The 18,530-nt window shown below is 37.9% G+C and carries 22 protein-coding genes and 2 pseudogenes; 8 read left to right on the top strand and 16 right to left on the bottom strand.

From position 1 onward, the window contains the following. Window positions 1-132: 132 nt before the first annotated feature. The 5 genes from bgtA to LNM86_RS04260 all read left to right on the top strand — a co-directional run bounded on the left by bgtA (window position 133) and on the right by LNM86_RS04260 (window position 1,887). A complete protein-coding gene (gene bgtA, locus LNM86_RS04280; protein WP_241438583.1) occupies window positions 133-795 on the top strand; it encodes a gene transfer agent endolysin BgtA in 663 nt (220 codons plus the stop codon). Further along, entirely contained in the window at window positions 792-1,019 is a 228-nt protein-coding gene (locus tag LNM86_RS04275; protein ID WP_241438581.1) for a hypothetical protein, read from the top strand. Before bgtA ends, LNM86_RS04275 begins: the two co-directional genes overlap by 4 nt. After that, on the top strand, window positions 952-1,158 hold the full coding sequence (locus LNM86_RS04270; protein WP_241438579.1) for a hypothetical protein: 207 nt from the start codon (window positions 952-954) through the stop codon (window positions 1,156-1,158). The genes LNM86_RS04275 and LNM86_RS04270 overlap by 68 nt, the downstream gene beginning before the upstream one ends. Next, a complete protein-coding gene (locus LNM86_RS04265; RefSeq protein WP_241438395.1) occupies window positions 1,151-1,369 on the top strand; it encodes a hypothetical protein in 219 nt (72 codons plus the stop codon). The genes LNM86_RS04270 and LNM86_RS04265 overlap by 8 nt, the downstream gene beginning before the upstream one ends. A 125-nt stretch (window positions 1,370-1,494) precedes the next feature. Then, the gene (locus tag LNM86_RS04260; RefSeq protein ID WP_241438577.1) at window positions 1,495-1,887 is read left to right on the top strand and encodes a helix-turn-helix domain-containing protein; all 393 of its coding nucleotides are present in this window, start codon (window positions 1,495-1,497) and stop codon (window positions 1,885-1,887) included. A gap of 235 nt (window positions 1,888-2,122) precedes the next feature. On the opposite strand, the gene LNM86_RS04255 is transcribed toward LNM86_RS04260, so the two are convergent. The 15 genes and pseudogenes from LNM86_RS04255 to LNM86_RS04185 all read right to left on the bottom strand — a co-directional run bounded on the left by LNM86_RS04255 (window position 2,123) and on the right by LNM86_RS04185 (window position 14,127). Then, window positions 2,123-3,301, bottom strand: coding sequence for a tyrosine-type recombinase/integrase (locus LNM86_RS04255; RefSeq protein WP_241438576.1), 1,179 nt, complete (start codon window positions 3,299-3,301; stop codon window positions 2,123-2,125). 362 nt (window positions 3,302-3,663) lie between these two features. Beyond that, the gene (locus LNM86_RS04250; protein WP_241438913.1) at window positions 3,664-3,933 is read right to left on the bottom strand and encodes an XRE family transcriptional regulator; all 270 of its coding nucleotides are present in this window, start codon (window positions 3,931-3,933) and stop codon (window positions 3,664-3,666) included. A gap of 153 nt (window positions 3,934-4,086) precedes the next feature. Continuing rightward, window positions 4,087-4,356, bottom strand: a complete 270-nt coding sequence (locus LNM86_RS04245; RefSeq protein ID WP_241438574.1) for a type II toxin-antitoxin system YafQ family toxin — start codon at window positions 4,354-4,356, stop codon at window positions 4,087-4,089. A 2-nt stretch (window positions 4,357-4,358) separates the two neighbouring features. Beyond that, on the bottom strand, window positions 4,359-4,604 hold the full coding sequence (locus LNM86_RS04240; protein WP_241438573.1) for a hypothetical protein: 246 nt from the start codon (window positions 4,602-4,604) through the stop codon (window positions 4,359-4,361). A gap of 101 nt (window positions 4,605-4,705) precedes the next feature. Next, entirely contained in the window at window positions 4,706-4,936 is a 231-nt protein-coding gene (locus LNM86_RS04235; protein ID WP_241438572.1) for a hypothetical protein, read from the bottom strand. Beyond that, the gene (locus tag LNM86_RS04230; protein ID WP_308219241.1) at window positions 4,860-5,030 is read right to left on the bottom strand and encodes a hypothetical protein; all 171 of its coding nucleotides are present in this window, start codon (window positions 5,028-5,030) and stop codon (window positions 4,860-4,862) included. The genes LNM86_RS04235 and LNM86_RS04230 overlap by 77 nt, the downstream gene beginning before the upstream one ends. Window positions 5,031-5,046: 16 nt before the next feature. Continuing rightward, complete coding sequence (locus LNM86_RS04225; protein ID WP_241438516.1) at window positions 5,047-5,280, bottom strand: hypothetical protein; 234 nt, start codon at window positions 5,278-5,280, stop codon at window positions 5,047-5,049. Continuing rightward, a pseudogene (locus LNM86_RS04220) lies at window positions 5,277-5,807 on the bottom strand (lysozyme); the annotation flags it as partial. The pseudogene LNM86_RS04220 and the gene LNM86_RS04225, both read right to left, overlap by 4 nt. Before the next feature lie 964 nt (window positions 5,808-6,771). Then, the gene (locus LNM86_RS04215; RefSeq protein WP_241438570.1) at window positions 6,772-7,518 is read right to left on the bottom strand and encodes a TlyA family RNA methyltransferase; all 747 of its coding nucleotides are present in this window, start codon (window positions 7,516-7,518) and stop codon (window positions 6,772-6,774) included. A 16-nt stretch (window positions 7,519-7,534) separates the two neighbouring features. Beyond that, window positions 7,535-9,442: a 1-deoxy-D-xylulose-5-phosphate synthase gene (gene dxs, locus LNM86_RS04210; protein WP_241438569.1), complete on the bottom strand. Its 1,908-nt coding sequence runs from the start codon at window positions 9,440-9,442 to the stop codon at window positions 7,535-7,537. A gap of 224 nt (window positions 9,443-9,666) precedes the next feature. Continuing rightward, complete coding sequence (locus LNM86_RS04205; protein ID WP_241438568.1) at window positions 9,667-9,921, bottom strand: exodeoxyribonuclease VII small subunit; 255 nt, start codon at window positions 9,919-9,921, stop codon at window positions 9,667-9,669. 7 nt (window positions 9,922-9,928) lie between these two features. Continuing rightward, complete coding sequence (ribB, locus tag LNM86_RS04200) at window positions 9,929-11,035, bottom strand: 3,4-dihydroxy-2-butanone-4-phosphate synthase (protein WP_241438567.1); 1,107 nt, start codon at window positions 11,033-11,035, stop codon at window positions 9,929-9,931. Between the two features lie 3 nt (window positions 11,036-11,038). Continuing rightward, entirely contained in the window at window positions 11,039-12,139 is a 1,101-nt protein-coding gene (gene aroC, locus LNM86_RS04195; RefSeq protein WP_241438564.1) for a chorismate synthase, read from the bottom strand. 147 nt (window positions 12,140-12,286) lie between these two features. Further along, window positions 12,287-13,105: an enoyl-ACP reductase FabI gene (gene fabI, locus LNM86_RS04190; RefSeq protein ID WP_241438563.1), complete on the bottom strand. Its 819-nt coding sequence runs from the start codon at window positions 13,103-13,105 to the stop codon at window positions 12,287-12,289. Between the two features lie 119 nt (window positions 13,106-13,224). Then, a complete protein-coding gene (locus LNM86_RS04185; RefSeq protein ID WP_241438561.1) occupies window positions 13,225-14,127 on the bottom strand; it encodes a DnaJ C-terminal domain-containing protein in 903 nt (300 codons plus the stop codon). A 314-nt stretch (window positions 14,128-14,441) separates the two neighbouring features. On the opposite strand from LNM86_RS04185, the gene pdxH reads away from it, so the two are divergent. Both pdxH and LNM86_RS04175 read left to right on the top strand, forming a co-directional pair. Next, window positions 14,442-15,065, top strand: coding sequence for a pyridoxamine 5'-phosphate oxidase (gene pdxH / locus LNM86_RS04180; protein ID WP_241438560.1), 624 nt, complete (start codon window positions 14,442-14,444; stop codon window positions 15,063-15,065). 338 nt (window positions 15,066-15,403) lie between these two features. After that, window positions 15,404-15,846, top strand: a pseudogene (locus LNM86_RS04175) (integrase); the annotation flags it as partial. Between the two features lie 160 nt (window positions 15,847-16,006). On the opposite strand, the gene ubiA reads toward LNM86_RS04175, so the two are convergent. Next, on the bottom strand, window positions 16,007-17,011 hold the full coding sequence (gene ubiA, locus LNM86_RS04170; RefSeq protein ID WP_241438559.1) for a 4-hydroxybenzoate octaprenyltransferase: 1,005 nt from the start codon (window positions 17,009-17,011) through the stop codon (window positions 16,007-16,009). A 91-nt stretch (window positions 17,012-17,102) separates the two neighbouring features. Between ubiA and purD the strand changes: the two genes are divergently transcribed. Beyond that, window positions 17,103-18,386, top strand: a complete 1,284-nt coding sequence (gene purD, locus LNM86_RS04165) for a phosphoribosylamine--glycine ligase (RefSeq protein ID WP_241438558.1) — start codon at window positions 17,103-17,105, stop codon at window positions 18,384-18,386. Window positions 18,387-18,530: the final 144 nt, after the last annotated feature.

The following is an 18,530-nucleotide window of genomic DNA, read 5'->3' as shown; positions in this document are numbered from 1 at the left end:
ATTGTTAAGATATTGAGAAAGAATTTTATCATTAATAAAACAAGTAACAGCTGTTGAATTTTCTGGTCGTTACTCAATCAAGAAACTTTAAGTGTCCATCCATAGAGGTGGGCTTTTTTTATGGAGAAACCTATGAGAAAAATATCATCAGAAGGATTAGCACTTATTAAACAATGGGAAGGCTTGCGTCTCAACGCCTATAAAGATGCCATTGGTATATGGACCATTGGTTATGGACATACAAATTCTGCTGGAAAACCCTTTGTTCATAAGGGCATGATAATCACTGAAGAACAAGCAGAAGAGTTTCTTTGCCATGATTTGCAACAATTTGAGAATGCTGTTGAACACGCTGTTCAAGTTTCCTTAACAGACGAACAATTCGCAGCACTCGTGTCCTTTTGTTATAATGTAGGAACAGCAGCCTTTTGCAATTCGACACTGTTAAAAAAACTCAATCAAGGTGAATATGAAGCAATCCCCTCTGAATTACAAAAATGGACCAAAGCGGGTGGAAAGCGCCTTCAAGGTCTCGTACACCGGCGTACAGCAGAAGCAGGCTTATGGGCAAAAGGCGCTTATGTTTCCTCCAATTATCAACCAGTAGAAACCAAACAGCCAATGGGGATTTTCAAAGCGGAAGCGCTTGCCCCCATCATTGGTTCTTTCTCTGGTCTTGGCGGCTTGTTAGCGGGCAATGGTCCCATCCAATGGGCATTGGCAACCATTATGGTTTTAGCCGCCTGTGCCGGTCTTTTCTGTGTCGCAAGACGCTTTCAGGAACACAAATTATGATTTTATGGATGAAAAAAAATCTGATGCTAACAGGTGCGGCTTTAGCCGCTTTTTTTATGATTGTAGCAAAAGCTTTTGTTCTTGGCAAAAGAACTGAACAGCAAAAGCAAACAGAGAAGATTTTAAAGACTGCAACAACACGGCTTGAGGTAGAAAATGAAATTAATAAAAAAAGTGATGCTGATGTGCGTACTGATCTCTCTCACTGGTTGCGCGACAAATAAAGTTGCTTCTTCTTGTGTGGGTTGGTTGCCGATATATTTGCAGCGACAAGATTTGAACATCATCAGTTCAAACTTAGCAAGAGAGATCTTAAAGCATAACAAGCAGGGTGAATATTTATGTGGGTGGAAACATGGCTAGAAAAAACACTAAAAAAACCACCGCGCTTACAGAAGCAGAAAAAGAAATGCTTCAAGAAATAATCATCACTTATCAAAATGTAAAAATGATGTCTCGCTTGATGAAGTGGATAGCCTTTTTTCTCTTTTTACTCATCCTTGACTTTGCTCGGATTATGGATGCAATAGACAATGTTTTTGCCCATTTAAAACAGTGGTTTTCAAAGAGTTAGTTCCTCCATATCTCTCTTAAAATAGTTTCCCTTTGAAAAGAAATCTTTCCTAAGAATTGAGAGAAATAATTTTCAAATATGCTAGAATCAAGGTGAATGTTCATTTGTTTCATAGGATTTTTTAGATGATTACACCCTTTGGTAAAACCTTACGCAAACTTCGCATAGATCACTCTGAACGTCTTTTAGATATGGCTAAGAAATTAGACATCTCTGTCCCATTTTTATCATCTGTAGAAATTGGCAAAAAATCTGTACCCGTTGGCATGGAAGAAAAGATCATAGAGGTTTACGCTTTAAATCAAGAGGCAGCCGCCCGTCTAAGGAGAGAATCGGATGCTTGTCGCAGCAGTTTTACCATCAAGTCGTCTGATCCCTTGTGTCGTGAAACCGTTGGCATGTTTACAAGACTTTTAAAGGTTTTTTCACAACAGGATTTAGAATCATTCAAAGGAATACTAGAAACGATTAGAGAAGAGAAAAGCCAAAAAAATGTTCGTGTTGCGGAGGAATGTTAGAAAACCCTATTCCCTAACCTTTATTCATGTATCCCGCACCTTAAAAAAACATATGGAAAATCAGTAAATTATTTATAGCTAAATATCGAATGGCGGAGAAGCAGGAAGAGACACGAGTCTATAGAGGTTGTTTCATTTGACAAACTCATTGCTTATGTCGAAAAAAAGACAGCAACGCTTCTTTGAAGTTCTAGGGATGCCATTACAATAGGGTGACAGCAATTATATTTTAGGCTTAACGGTCTGGAATGTTTGGTAAAGATGTTCCTGATATAAAAGATGCCCATTGCTCCAAAAGAACACGCCGTTGCTCTAAGAAGTCTGTTCGCATGTAAGCTTTTGTCACTGAATTACCAACTGAATGCGCAAGAATAGATTCTGCAATTTCAAATGGTGTTGATGTTGTCTCCGCTATCCAGTCACGAAGACTCGATCTAAAACCATGAGGTCTATAATCAAAGCCTTTGTCTTTCATGAATTTAGAAAGCGTTGCATCAGAAATTGGTTTTCCTTTAAGCCCCGCAAATAGAAAGCCCTTTTTTTCAAAAGGCAGAGTTTTTTCAATGACTTTCATAGCTTCACTACTCAGTGGCACACGAAAGTCTGAAACTTTTCCTACAATACCTTTCATATTTTCTTTGGGTATGGTCCATATATTTTTATCAATCTGTTCGAGACGCAAATAGCGCAATGGATATGATCGAGCACCTGTCAAAATTAGTAATTTTAGTGCTAAGTTTGAAAGGATATTATCCTCTAAGTTGTGATAAAAATCTGGAAGTTCTTGCCAAGACATAGCAGGAATATTCGTCGATGTCGCACGTGATTTTCCTAAAAGGGCTCGTGCTTTCATACAAGCCTGTAGGTCAACATCTAAGCCAAGAGCAGCAGCATATTTCAAGCAAATATTGATACGATTCAGTGCTTTTCGCGCTGTATCTGCTTTTTCATGCCAAAGTGGTGCAAGAACATTGCGAATGATATTGGCTGTCAATTTTTCTATAGATAATTTACCTATGTGTGGAATAACGTGCAACTCTAATGGAGAAAACCAACGACCATTTTTCCCTTCATTTTTCAATTCTGCTTTTTTGCTTTCAAAAGCCGCTTGCGCAACTTCTTGAAAGATATTGCTTTGCTGTTTTAAAATAGTCTGTTCTCTAAAAACAATAGGATCATTACCTTCTTTAAGAATATCACTATAATGCCTAGCAAGCTCGCGCGCTTCTTTTAAAGAAAGCTTTGTAACAGGACCAAGCCCCATTTCACGGCGCTTATTGTGGTGCGTATAGCGAAAAAACCAAGAACGCGTATTGTCTTTTCGAACATTTAACCATAGTCCTACCCCATCACAATATTTACCCTGTGGAGACGTCTTTACGAATGATGCTGATAACCGGTGAATCGCCCTCACTTAACACCCCCTTCCGTCCACCTTTTTTGGTCCACCTTTTAGACCACCTTTAATTTCTGATTTGAGATTTTTTCTTTAATACTTATTTTTTTTATTGGAACATAAAAAATTATATACATCAATACACTCTTGCACATCTTTATACTATTTGATTCTTGCTAATAAAGCCTGATTCGCCCTCTGGGGGCACCATTCTTTTTTTTAATCAAATAGCTCATTGTTTATCCATATGTTTGTAAAGGTAAGGGACTTGCAAATAAAAGCGAGGGAATAGGGTTTCGAATCATGCCTCTACAACTGAGTATTTTTTTGCTTTTCTCTTCTTTAATCACTTCTAATATTCCTTTGAAGGATTCTAAATACTATTGTGAAAAAGTCTTTAAAAGTCTCATAAACATGCCAACGGTTTCACGATACAAGGAATCAGATGATGTGATAGTAAAACTATGACGACCAGCATCAGATTCTCTCCTTAAACGGGCGGCTGCCTCTTGATCTAAAGCATAAAGCTCTATGATCTTTTCTTCTATGCCAACAGGTACCGATTTTCTGCTAATTTCTACTGATGATAAAAATGGAACTGAAACTTCTAATCTCTTAGCCATATCTAAAAGACGATCAGAGTGATCTATGCGAAGTTTTCATAAGCTTTTCCCAAAGGGTGTAACTATCTAAAGTCTTATGAAACAAATGAATTTAACGCTCTGATTATAGCAAAAAAATTCAGATTTTTCTCTCAATTATTTTGAGTTTACGGTCTTTTTAAAAAGATGAGAATAAGATTATTACTTAAATAAATCCGAATGCGTATCTGTTCTATCAAAATGGACTCGTTCTTCATCAACTATATAAATTAATAACCAATCAGGTTCTATATGAAGATCTTGACGAGATTTCCAATTTCCTTGTAATGCATGATCATTTAAAATAGATGGCAATTGCTGCTTATGAATCAGAAGTTGCATAACTTCTGTAAGTTTTTGCATATCTTTTCCACGCTTTTTTGCCCGTTTTACATCTTTTTTAAACTTTCCTGAATAACTCACTGAACGCATAATTAAATATCCAGTTGCTTAATCAAAGCAGCAATATTTTCAGTATAATAAATATCTTGATTGCTATCGGTTTTATGAAAAGTTTCAAGCGTTTCCTCATTAGGTGTCTTGTTATTTTCAACGTAAACACGAATAAGATCACGTAAAATTTGAGATGCTGGACGGTGTTTTCTTTCAGCTATAGCCATAAATACACTTTTTAGATTTATATCTACTTTAGCTGCTATAAGTTCACTTTTTAGACTCATAATTTTCCTCTTTAAGAAATTTAATGATTATACATTGTTTTACCTAGTTAAATATAGTTTAACTTATCATTAATATCAATTTTTCTTAAAAAAGAAACTTTTCAACTTTTACTTATTCGCCTTTTGAGGTGCGTAAAGATATTATCGAGCGCATCCATAAGGCGGGCAAAGTCAAGAATAAACATAAAGACAAAAAACATCATCCACTTCATAAAACGTGACATCATCTTCACACCCTGATAAGCGTTGATCATCTCATGAAGGAGCTCCCGTTCTCTCTCTGTAAACCTTTGCTCTTCGCTCTTGGGATTTCTGTTCATCTTTCCAACCACATAAATGCGCCCCATGCTTGTTATGCTTTAAAATATCTCTTGCTAAATTGGCACTGATCACACCAACATCCTGCTGGTCCAAATAAATCGGCAACCAACCACCACAACTCTCAATCCTCTTTGCTGCGCACCCAACGAGAAAGATCACGGCGCACATCACCATCACTCTTCTGATTAACTTCATTTTCAACCTCAAGACGTGTTTTTACTTGCTTTAAAGCGTTCTCTGTTTGCTTGTGCTGTTCGCTTTTCTTGCCTAAATGAAACGCCTTCGCTAAAGCCATAAAAAAAACGGCTAAAGCCGCTGTAAACATCAAGTAATATTTCTTGAGATAAAACATCATAGCCGTTGCTCCCGAAACCGCTTGGCAACAAATACGAGACCAACACACCCCGCTAAAACCATCAGACCGGCTAAAGCCCATTGAATAGGACCATTGCCTGCTAATAAGCCTCCAAGACCAGAGCAAGAGCCTATAATCGGTGCTAAGGCTTCTATTTTAAGTGCACCCGTTGCCTCTTTCGCTTGAACTCTTTGATAGTTAGAAGAAACATAAGACCCTCGAGCCCATAATCCCGCTTCGGCAGCACGCCGGTTGGCTAAACCTTTTAGAACTTTGCCTCCAGCCTTATTCCATTTTTGCAATTCAAAAGGAACAGACGCATAATCACCTTGATTAAGCCTTTTTAACAAAGTCGAGTTGTAAAAAGCGCGCGTGCCTACATTATAGCAAAACGAGACTAACGCTGCGAACTGTTCATCCGTTAACGAAACCTTCACCGCTTTTGCAACAGCCTTCTCAAATTGCTTTAAATCCTCACAAAGAATTTCTTCTGCTCGCTCTTGGCTAATCGACATGCCCTTCTTAACAGACGCAGCTTTATGAAAGAATATATTAAGGAACTCTGTAAAAGAAATTGATAGCAAGTAGCTATATACAAAATGTATTATATTGCAAGCTCTCTAGTTTCTTTATAAAAACTTATCCCAAAAAATATAAATGAAGAATAGGAAAGCATGTTATTTATGATTGTTTAAACGTATTCATAACAACGCTCTCATATTTGAGGCAGTCAATTTGAAAGAAAGCACGTTCTCAAAATGCCTCTTTAAAACCTATTAAGATATTAAGCTCATTTTTGAGTTAGAAAAATTAATCACCCCAATTTTGCAGATGTTATCTTTCTATAACTCTCTTTAAATATTTGTGTTGAATGATGTTCTCTCTTTTAACTTCTCTCTACTTATCTTAAAAAACGTCTTTCATTTTTGAAGTATCTAAAATGACGCAATCCAAATTTGGATTCATTATTCTTAAACTGTAACTTTTAAATAGCTTTTGATGCCTGTTATGCATTCTATTATTAAAAGTATATCAATTTCATGAGATATAAATTGTAATATAAACGTATTATATAGTTTATAAACAGTTATAAATTATAATTGCTTTATCTCATTTGAGTGCTTCCATGCGTTATAATATTGCATCATAATTTGCTTTTTATGCTCTGTTTATAAATGGTAATCTTTTATAAAGTGGTCTATTGAATCATGCACAAAACTGCAAATTCTGATGGAGGTTTAAATAAAATAATATATTAATTCTACTTTGTTTTTATACTATATGTGTTATTGTACATTTACCGCCTTCTTCAAAATGCTAGTAAGGAGCATTAGTGCGTTCTGGCGGTTTTTCCTTTAATATTATAAGTTTAGCATATGTTCCATGCACTTTGATCTCAGCATGTTCTCCTAGTAAAGTGAAAGAAATCACGTAATGAGTTTATCACACCATTACCATTCGCCCCAATATGGTCGATTATGGCATTATCATTCATGCGTGTTTTTCTCCAAATAACAAATATTCTAAATTACCATCACTCCCTGTAATAGGTGAGAGAATCATCCCTTTTGCATTCCACCCTCTTTGCATATTTAACCAATCAAAGAGCTCTTCAGCAATTTTTTTAGCCATTGATGGATCTTTCAATACTCCACCCTTACCAAGATTCTTACGACCAACCTCAAACTGAGGCTTTATCAATAAAACGGCTTGAGCCCCCTTTTTGGCTAAAGACAAAACAGGAGGTAACGCCAATTTAAGAGAAATAAAACTGACATCTGAAACAATCAGATCAATTTCCAGTCCGCATAAATGTTCTCGTTGCAAATCTCTAACATTTAAACCTTCTAATAAAGTTATCGCATTATTGCCCAATAAACGTGCATCCAATTGATGATGACCAACATCAACAGCAATGACATGAGCCGCTCCACGTTCTAAAAGAACCTGTGTAAAACCACCTGTCGATGCACCTATATCAATAGCAATCACTTTATCCGTTACAACCGGAAATGCATCGAGTGCACTCATCAATTTTAACGCTGCACGTGAAACATAGTTTTGCGCTGGATCGCAAACGATAATCTCTGCCGTATCAGAAACGATTTGCCCAACTTTTAAAACAACTTTACCATTCACTTGAACAGTTTTGCGCACAATAGCATCACGTGCTCGTGAGCGAGTCGTAAAAATTTTTTTTTCAACTAAAAGAACATCAAGTCTTTTCTTAACGTCCATTTCATACTCAAAATTTCTACACTGTCCGAATTTTGTGTCCTAAAGCAGTAAAAACTGTATTAACAATACCAATAGAATCAAGCCCTATACGTGACAGAACTTTCTCTGGTGAACCATGGTTTAAATATTCATCTGGAAATTTTAAGGTGCGCACTTTCAAACCATGTTCTAACAGCCCCTCTTGAGCTAAAAATTGTAATAAATGCGCTCCAAATCCGCCTATTGCACCTTCTTCAATCGTTACTAATACTTCATGCTCACGCGCCAAACGACGCATCAAATCCTTATCTAAAGGCTTTGCAAACCGTGCATCTGCAACCGTCGTAGACAACCCTTCCGCAACCAACGCATCAGCAGCAGCCAACACTTTCGACATTCGCGTTCCAAAACAAACCAAAGCTATTCTGGTTCCTTCTCGCAGAACACGCCCTTTTCCAATCTCTAATAACTCACCGCGCTGTGGTAAATCTATTCCAATACCCTCACCACGCGGATAACGAAAAGAAATGGGCCCCTGATCATAAGCTGCGGCGGTACGAACCATATGCATAAGTTCGACTTCATCAGAAGGTGCCATAACCACAAATTCAGGAAGCGTAGCCAAAAAAACAATATCAAAACTGCCGGCATGTGTTGCACCATCTGCCCCTACAAAACCCGCTCGGTCAATTGCAAAGCGCACAGGCAACTTTTGAATGGATACATCATGGATAATCTGATCATAAGCGCGCTGTAAAAAAGTAGAATAAATTGCAACAAAAGGTTTATATCCCTCACAGGCAATACCAGCAGCAAAGGTTACCGCATGCTGTTCAGCAATACCAACATCAAACATTCTTTCAGGAAATTTTTCAGCAAAAGCATCAAGACCTGTCCCCGCAGGCATAGCCGCTGTTATACTAACAATCTTATCATCATGATTAGCTTCTTCTATTAAAGCTTTAGAAAAAACCTTCGTATAAGGAAGAATATTGCTTGATGCTTTAACCTGTTTTCCTGTTGTAATATCGAAACGATTCACACCGTGATATTTATCAGATGACGCTTCCGCAGGTGCATATCCTTTACCCTTATGAGTAACCACATGTACTAAAACAGAACCATTGGAATATTCACGAACATTTTTTAAAACAGGCAACAAATGCTTTAAATTATGGCCATCTATCGGACCAACATAGTAGAAACCAAGCTCTTCAAACAAAGTTCCACCAACCAAAAAACCACGGGCAAATTCCTCTGAGAGACGTGCTTTATCCAAAAAGAATTTAGGTAATTTTTCGCCTAGTGCCTTTATCCGTTCGCGCAAACTACGATAAGCAGGACGGGAAACCAATCGTGCAAGATGCGCGCTCATAGCACCTGTCGGTGATGCAATAGACATATCGTTATCATTTAGAATAACAATCAAACGTGCATCTAAAGCACCAGCATTATTCATTGCTTCATAAGCCATACCAGCAGACATAGCACCATCACCAATTACAGCAATGATATTGCGCCTTTCCTCTGCTTTTAAAGCACTTGCTACTGCCATACCAAGACCAGCAGAAATGGAAGTAGAAGAATGACCGGCACCAAATGGATCATACACACTTTCTGAGCGTTTGGTAAAACCTGATAATCCCCCCTCCTGACGCAATGTGCGAATTTTATCTCTACGCCCCGTTAAAATTTTATGCGGATAGGCTTGATGGCCAACATCCCAAATAATCCTATCCTCTGGTGTATTGAAAACATAATGCAATGCAACTGTGAGTTCAACAACACCAAGACCTGCACCAAGATGACCACCTGTTACGGAAACAGCATCAATTGTTTCCGTCCGCAACTCATCGGCTAACCTTACCAAATCAGATTCCGGCAGTGCCCGCAAATCATGTGGCAGATGAATACGGTCAAGTAATGGTGTCAATACCCGTGACAAAAAAAACTCCTTATTATCACATCATCAAGAGAGTAAAATGCTAAAAACAGACCTTATCCCCTCTTTCATTTATTGTTTTGATATTTTTCCTAAAAAATATTCTCTCTTGGTGACAATTTATGATTTTATCCATTTACTCCACTTATTGCATAAAAAACGATAAAACACGTTCAACTCAATTACGACATCTCACCTTACAGTAAATATCTCAAGACTTTTCCAGATTATTCAGAATCAAGGGGTTGTATACCTTTTGGAAAACCTTCTTCTGAAAGCTGAATTTTTTCAACTTTGGCCTCAGCTGCTTTCAAGAGTTTTTCACAATGTTTTTTAAGCGCTTCACCACGCTCATAAATATCAATTGATTGTTCTAAAGGGATATTTCCACGTTCTAGATTTTCGACAATTGCCTCAAGTTGCTTCAGCGCTTCCTCAAAACTTAAAGTTGTAATATCCTCTTTGTTTATCTCTTGTTTCATGCATTCCTCACAAGATATCTGTTCTCGATATACGAATTCCAAAACCTTCTAAACCTACATAATGATGTTTTTTAGAAGCATAAACAATAACAGAATGAATCCCCAAATGTTTTAAAATTTGTGATCCTAAACCGATTTGGCGCCATTCCTCTTCACGTTTAATTGCCTGCATGTGATTTTCTGCACCTTTTTCCACTCTCTCTTCAATACCCGCAACTGACGGTATCCCAACAGATCCTTCACGCAAATAAACAAAAACACCACGCTTTTCTTTTTCCGTCATGCGTCGCATGATAGCTGGTATATCTGAAGATTGACAAAAAATATCGTTTATAACATTTTCACGCTGCAAATATACGGGAATATCTTCGCCGTCACAGATATCACCAAAAACGATTGCAATATGCTGAACTGTTTCCCAAGGAAGTTGATAACTTTGAACAATAGCTGGACCTCCCGATGTTTCAATATGCCTTTCTCCAACATGCCTTATCAACATTTCTTTACGTTGACGATACGCAATGAGATCTGCAACGGTTATTATATGCAATCGATTTTCTTGTGCAAATTTTGTAATCTCATCTCCATGTTTAACGCTTCCATCATCATTGACCAGCTCACCGATGACACCAACTGGTGGCAAACCAACTACTTTACATAAATCAACGGCTGCCTCCGTGTGTCCTGAACGCATCAGCACACCTCCCTCATGCGCAATCAAAGGAAAAACATGCCCTGGACGGACAAAATCGTCCGGACCAGCATTTAAATTAGCAAGGTTACGTACCGCTAATGTACGGTCATGTGCTGAAATTCCCGTCGTTATTCCATGTTTAAAATCAACGGTAACAGTAAACTGGGTACGATGTGCAGAATCGTTATCGGAAACCATAGGGACAAGATTAAACCGCTGCGCTTCTTGTTTTGGCAGAGGAGCACAAATAATACCCGTTGTATGACGAATGATAAATGCCATTTTTTCTTCTGTGCAATGGACGGCAGCAAGTGTTAAATCACCTTCATTTTCACGGTCATTATCATCGGTAACCACAACAATTTCACCACGTTCAAAAGCACGAAGTGCATCTCTAATTTTTTTTTCGTCATACGCCATTATTCACCTTTCAAATGATCCAACTTGACCGCGATGCCTTAAATAATGGTCAGCAAGAACACAAGCAACCATAGCTTCACCAACAGGAACAGCGCGAATCCCAACACAGGGATCATGACGTCCTTTCGTTACAACATTTACCTCATTACCACGAACATCAATTGAACGACGAGGTGTTAAAATCGATGACGTAGGTTTCACAGCAAAACGTGCAACTATCGGCTGTCCACTCGATATTCCACCTAAAATACCACCAGCGTGATTGGATAAAAAGAGTGGTTTTCCATCACTTCCCATCCGCATTTCATCTGCATTTTCTTCTCCCGTTAAGTGAGCTGCTGCAAAACCATCACCTATTTCTACTCCCTTCACCGCATTAATCGACATGAGTAATGAAGCAATGTCCTGATCAAGTTTTGCATAAATAGGTGCTCCTAAACCAGCGGGAACATTTTCTGCAACAATCTCAATAACAGCACCAACAGATGAACCACTTTTACGTATTTTGTCTATATAATCACTAAAAACCTGTACCATCTCTGAATCAGGCGTAAAAAAAGGATTGTTATCAATCTCTCCCCAATTCCAACGATCACGATTAATCCTATGAGGTCCAATTGCTATCACAGCTCCCCGTACAATCAAACGAGGAATAATTTTACGAGCAATAGCACCCGCTGCAACACGTGCTGCGGTCTCACGCGCTGAAGCACGTCCGCCACCTCGAAAATCGCGGATACCATATTTAACATCATAAGTATAATCTGCATGACCAGGACGATACTGATGAGCAATAGAGCCATAGTCCTTAGATCGTTGATCTGTATTTTGAATCAATAGAGAAATTGGTGTCCCCGTTGTTACCAATGTTGTACCATCATCCTGAACAACAACACCTGAAAGCACCTCTACTTGATCTAATTCTCGGCGCTGAGTTGTATATCGAGATTGCCCTGGTCTGCGTTTATCAAGATAGGCTTGAATTTCTGCAACAGTAAAGGTAATCCCTGGGGGGCACCCATCAATGACACAACCAAGAGCAGCACCATGGCTTTCACCCCATGTTGTGACACGAAATAAATGACCAAATGTATTATGCGACATAAAAAATGCCCCGCTTCTCCGTCAAATATACGTAACTAAAGCCCATGCTGAATTGCGCAAAAACAACCCCTCTTCCAAAACGTCATTGACCATTTTAATTTTTTTGGTCAAATCATTGCTGTCAAAAAAAGTTTTGTAAAACAGATTTTATTCTTTAACGACAGAAATGTCTGGTGCATCAACAGCTTTCATACCGATGATATTATAACCTGAATCCACATGATGCACTTCACCCGTAACAGAACGAGACAAATCGGAAAGAAAATAAAGAGCAGAATCACCTACTTCTTCAATTGTCACCGTACGGCGTAAAGGAGCATTATATTCATTCCATTTTAAAATATAACGGAAATCACCAATGCCAGAAGCAGCCAACGTTTTAATTGGCCCAGCAGATATAGCATTAACGCGAATATGCTGAGGACCTAAATCTACTGCTAGATATTTCACACTCGCCTCAAGGGCAGCTTTTGCAACTCCCATCACATTATAATTGGGAACAACCTTTTCTGCACCATAATAGCTTAGTGTTAAAATCGAACCGCCGTCCAACATCAACCTTTCTGCACGCTTAGCGAGAGCTGTTAAGGAATAAACAGAAATATTCATGGTCATCATAAAATTTGATTCGCTAATATCAATATAACGACCGCTTAATTCATCTTTATCAGAAAAACCAATAGCATGAACTAAAAAATCGAGTTTGCCCCATTTCTTCTCTATGACTTTAAAGACCGCATCAATAGATGCACTATCAGAAACATCACAATGACCGCAAACTAACCCTTTTACTTCCTCAGCCAAAGGCTCAACACGCTTTTTCATAGCTTCACCCTGATAGGTAAAAGCAAGTTCCGCACCTGCGCTACTTGCCGCTTTAGCTATTCCCCAAGCGATAGAGCGATTATTGGCCAATCCCAAAATCAAACCACGCTTGCCGTACAACAAACCATTACTTTTAGCCATTAGCACTGCCCCATTGTTACTTAAAATTAATATTACTTATCTGCCTATGGCATAGGTTAACTTTTTCTTCAAGCAATTGGTTTAAAATCAAATAAAAACTACGTGTTTATATATTCAAATTAATCTTTTTGCATTTGCAAAAATTGTTCCAATGCAGCATCTCTACCTTCCGGTAGCATGATACGAACATGCACATAAAGATCGTCTCTTGTGCCGTTTTTTAAATGAAGCCCTTTTCCTTTCAATCGTAAAACACGATCAGAACTTGACCAAGCAGGAATCGTTAAAGCCACACGCCCTTCCAAAGTCTCAACTTCTTCTTTTGCTCCCAAAACAGCATGTTTAAGAGGAATAGGCAAATCAAGATGAAGCGCCCTTCCTTCAACTCGAAAACGAGGATGTTTCTGAATCTGAATGGTTATCAAAGCATCCCCTGCTTGCCCAAAAGAAACCTCTTCTCCTTGACCTTTTAATCGAATAGTTTGACCGTCTTCAACATAATCTGGAAGTTTAATTTTTAACTTTTTTCCATTAGGAAAAACAGCTTCTACCTTTTCTGCTCCAACCATCTGCTCTAATGTTATTGCAAGATTGGCACGAATATGAGCGCCTTGTTGAGGATGCGTATATTGTGCAGAATTTGAAAAGTTCCCTCCTCTACCAAATAAATCGCGAAAAATATCGCTCGCATCAAAACCTGCACCACCAGAAGAACCAAAATCAAAACCTTTTGCTCCTCCCGAAAAAGGATTATGATTCTTGCTAAAATTTTCACCAGCACCAAAGGCTTGATAAAGAGGTTTTCCTTCCATATCAATTTCACCGCGGTCAAATTGTGCTTTTTTGTCTTTATCACCTATAATTTCATAAGCTTGATTAATTTCAGCAAATTTCTCTTTGGCTTTTACATCATCCCTATTGTGATCTGGATGATACCTCTTTGCTAACTTTCTAAATGCTGATTTAATCTCTTGCGGTTTTGCGGTACGTGCCACACCCAAAATCGCGTACGGATCACGCATATTGTCCTCTTTTCAATTTTTCTGTTTTTAAATATCAACGGATATGTTTCTTAACATCCCTTATAACTTCATCAAACTCCTCTCAAGAATGATTTTTCCTCTCTTTATATGTCTATAAAGCAACCAAAATACCAGATAAAAGAGATATTTTATTTTAATATAGTTTATTATTCATGCTAAAAATAAAAATGGTCAAATATTTTAACAGAACGAGATGACATTGGCTTTTTAAAATAAAAAACAGTACTTTACTTCTTGATAACAGGGTAAATTATAAAAATTTTCATTCATATACGCTGATCTTTGGAGACACTATGGACAATAAAGTACAAACAGATGACAGTTTTATGCAAATGCAAAAACCTTTTGCACTTTTTGCAAAGTGGCTTGAAGAAGCAACCATAACAGAAGTCAATGATCCTAATGCTATGGCTTTAGCAACAGTTGATGAAATGGGATTACCTAACGTTCGCATGGTTCTTCTCAAATATTATAGCCCCCAAGGTTTTGTCTTCTATACAAATTATGAAAGCCAAAAAGGACAAGAAATTTTAAAATCAATGAAAGCATCTTTAGGTTTTCATTGGAAATCACTTCGCCGTCAGGTTAGAATTCGAGGAATTGTTGAAAAAGTCAGTGCTCAAGAAGCAGATGCATATTTCCAATCGCGACCACGTGGTAGCAGAATTGGTGCATGGGCGTCTAAACAATCTCAACCATTAGAAAACCGTTTTGTCCTCGAAAAAGCAATTGCTCAATATACTACACGCTATGCTATAGGGAATATTCCCCGCCCACCTTATTGGTCTGGATTTCGTGTTAAACCCCTTTCCATCGAATTCTGGCGTGATCGCCCATTTCGTTTACATGACCGCTTGCTCTTTACACGAGATTCTCTTGAACATGACGATTGGCAAAGGCAAAAACTTTATCCCTAACCTCTTCAAACTTTAAAATATGGAGAATTTGTCTTCATAACGATTAAACAACACTTCGTAAAATAAAAAGGAAATGATCTCATTTTAAAATAAAAAATTAAAATTCTTCACTATGAAACTTTATTGATAACAATCCTTTGCCTAGCATCACTTAAAAACAAATATAATGACGCGTTCACATGAAGATAACCTATTGATTTATAAAGACAAATCATACTTTTTTTCAACTTGTATTATAACCCCAAATATTGTAAGATTCTTTCATCTCAAATCATTTCATTTTGAATCAATAAAAACCATCCCTTTGTACATCACAAGTGGGATTGTCGTATCGTGAAATGGGCTTGGGTTCTTTAAGAAATGTTTCTTAAAAAAACTCGTGAATGTGTAATACAACAGTGTTCTGTTTTGCATGAGGGTCGTAACCTCATTCAAAGAAAGTGAGAAAAAGTGTGAAGCTATGCGTAATCTCCACTACTTAAAAAATATGGCTTTGGACGCTTTTGAAAGTCGTAAAGCAAGATTAAAAGGAGATGGTGAGGCTAGGAATCGGTTTCTTCCTTTAAAACTTTATATTCTCCCTAAATTAGGCTGTTTACCAGTTTCAGAGATTACCCAAACAGATATACGCCATACGCTTGCTGCTATCTGACATGCAAAAGCTGCAACAGCTTATAGAACTCTTAACCGTCTCAATATTTGTCTTAAGCCTGCTGCTGTATTGGGTTTGGATGTTAATTTGCAAGCAACAGAAAAAGCAAAAGCTCTTTTAGGAAGACAAAGCTGTCTTCGTAGTCCTTTAATAAAGTGATTTTGATATTAAAAAGCACAGTGTTAAAAAGGTAAACTCATCTTGCATATTTCAGCCTTAATAACGCAAATAGAAATATTGAATTTGGCTAAAGTAAGAATCGTCCATCACGATATCCTCATCCTCGTTGTTAAACAACAGGATAAACTATCGTCCATATACCACCGCATACTAAACCAGCAAAAACTATAAACCCAATAAATGAATTGGATTTAAAAAGTTTTAAGCATTGTGAATTGTCGTCGATATCAAGAATCTTAATTTGAACAAACATATGGATACTTGCAACAAAAATACCAAAAAAACTAACAACGGGAACCTGTGCTAAATAAAATGCTAAGCTGACGAAAATCACAAAACCACTATATAAAAACACCAAAGCACGCTTAGTTGCTTTACCAAAAAGAAGTGCCGTAGAACCTACACCAACAGTAGCATCATCCTCTTTATCTTGATGCGCGTAAATTGTATCATATCCTATCGTCCATAAGATAGATCCTACATAAAGTGAAACGGCTGCCCAATTCAGACTTCCACATACAACGGCCCACCCCATTAATGCACCCCAATTAAATGCAATACCTAAAAAAAATTGCGGCCAATATGTTACGCGTTTCATAAAAGGATACACCGCAACTGCTATCAATGATGAAATACCGAGAAAAAAACTGTATCTATTAAATTGCGATAAGACAGCCAGACCAACCAAACATTGCACCAATATAAAAATTTTTGCCTGAAACCGACTTACATGACCTGTTGGCAATGGACGAGAACGCGTTCTTTCTACCTGAGAATCAATCTTATGATCAATAAGATCATTCCAAGTACACCCTGCCCCTCTCATCGCTATAGATCCTAGAAAAAAAAGAAAAAGATACCAAAACCAATGAAAGAGCATTGATAAAAGAGGCAGTGGGTAGCTTTCATAAGAGAGGAAAGCCATTGTTGTTGACCAAAAACAAGGCCACATCAATAATTGCCATCCAATAGGTCGATCCCAACGCGCTAATTGTGCATAAAACCACAAAGAAGATGGAAGAAAATGGTAAACCCATTGTTTGGAAGATGCATCCATCACCCGCCCCTGACTCTCACAGGATTGAATATGTGCAATATTTTTATTTTTTTTCATCAAATAACTCTATCTTTCATCTTGCGATATAGGTATTTCATTTTTATGACAAGAAAACCTCTTTAATCATCTTCTATGATAGGAACAAGCAATGAACATCCTTCTTATCGGTTCTGGTGGACGAGAACACGCTTTAGCATGGAAATTAGCAGCATCGCCACTGTTAACAAAATTATATTGCGCTCCTGGAAATCCTGCAACAATGAAACTGGGTGAAAATATTGATTTGAACATTGAGGACCACCTTCTCGTCATTGATTTTTGTAAAACGCATTCTATTGACTTCGTGATTGTTGGATCAGAAGCTCCGCTTGTTGCTGGTATAACAGACTCTCTTAATAATGCTAATGTATGTGTCTTTGGACCTACGCAAAGAGCTGCTCAACTAGAGGGGTCAAAAGCTTTTACAAAGGATTTATGCCATCAAAATAACATTCCTACAGCATCATACCAGTGTTTTAATGATGCTGTAAAAGCCAAAGCTTATATCCGTGAACAAGGCGTCCCCATTGTTATTAAAGCCGATGAATTAGCTGCCGGTAAAGGTGTTGTTGTTGCAACAACTATGGAAGAAGCGTTTAATGCTGTTGATAGCTGCTTCCAAAATCCCTTTGATAATGTAGAAAAAAAAATTGTTATAGAATCTTTTCTTGAGGGTGAAGAAGCAAGCTTCTTCTGTCTTTGTGATGGTAAAATTGCTCTTCCCTTTGGATCTGCACAAGATCATAAACGCGTGGGAGATGGTGATACTGGCGCAAATACCGGTGGAATGGGAGCCTATTCACCAGCGCCCATCATGACTCAAGAAATGGTGGACCGTACCCTCAAAGAAATTGTTGAACCAACTCTCCATAGTATGAACGCTATGGGAGCGCCCTTTAAAGGTATTCTCTTCGTTGGATTAATGATAACGCAAAAAGGACCTCAATTAATTGAATTTAACGTACGATTCGGTGATCCTGAATGTCAAGTTTTAATGATGCGCCTTGAAGAGGATCTTCTTCCACTTCTTCTTGCTGCAGCTCAAGGAAATCTTGAAAAGAAGCCTCTTCAATGGTCTGAAAAAACTGCTTTAACTGTTGTCATGGCCGCCAAAGGTTATCCAGATTCTCCTCAAAAAGGCACTGTTATCCGCAACCTTGATAAGGTAAGCGCTCTGCCTGATGTGAAAGTTTTTCAAGCTGGCACTCTCTTGCACAATGGAGAACTCATCGCGAATGCTGGACGCGTTTTAAACATAACAGCAATGGGAGAGACCGTTACGCAAGCGCAAAAACGTGCCTATGAAGCGGTTGATTCTATTGATTGGCCCGAAGGCTTTGTTCGTCGCGATATTGGATGGCGAGCCATTGCGCGAGAAAGCGAAATCTTTTGAAAAGTCTTTTTTGTCATTTGACGCGATAATATAATGCATAAATTTGCTAATTATTTTGTCTTTTTTGTTGTCTTGGATAAAAAGAGCGGATTTTCTTTTGAAAATAAATACTATAGTTATTCACGCCTAGTAGGTAAAATAAGA

The organism is Bartonella machadoae (genome assembly GCF_022559585.1).
In the GTDB taxonomy this organism is placed as follows: domain Bacteria; phylum Pseudomonadota; class Alphaproteobacteria; order Rhizobiales; family Rhizobiaceae; genus Bartonella; species Bartonella machadoae.
This window is presented reverse-complemented; position numbering and strand designations above follow the sequence as displayed.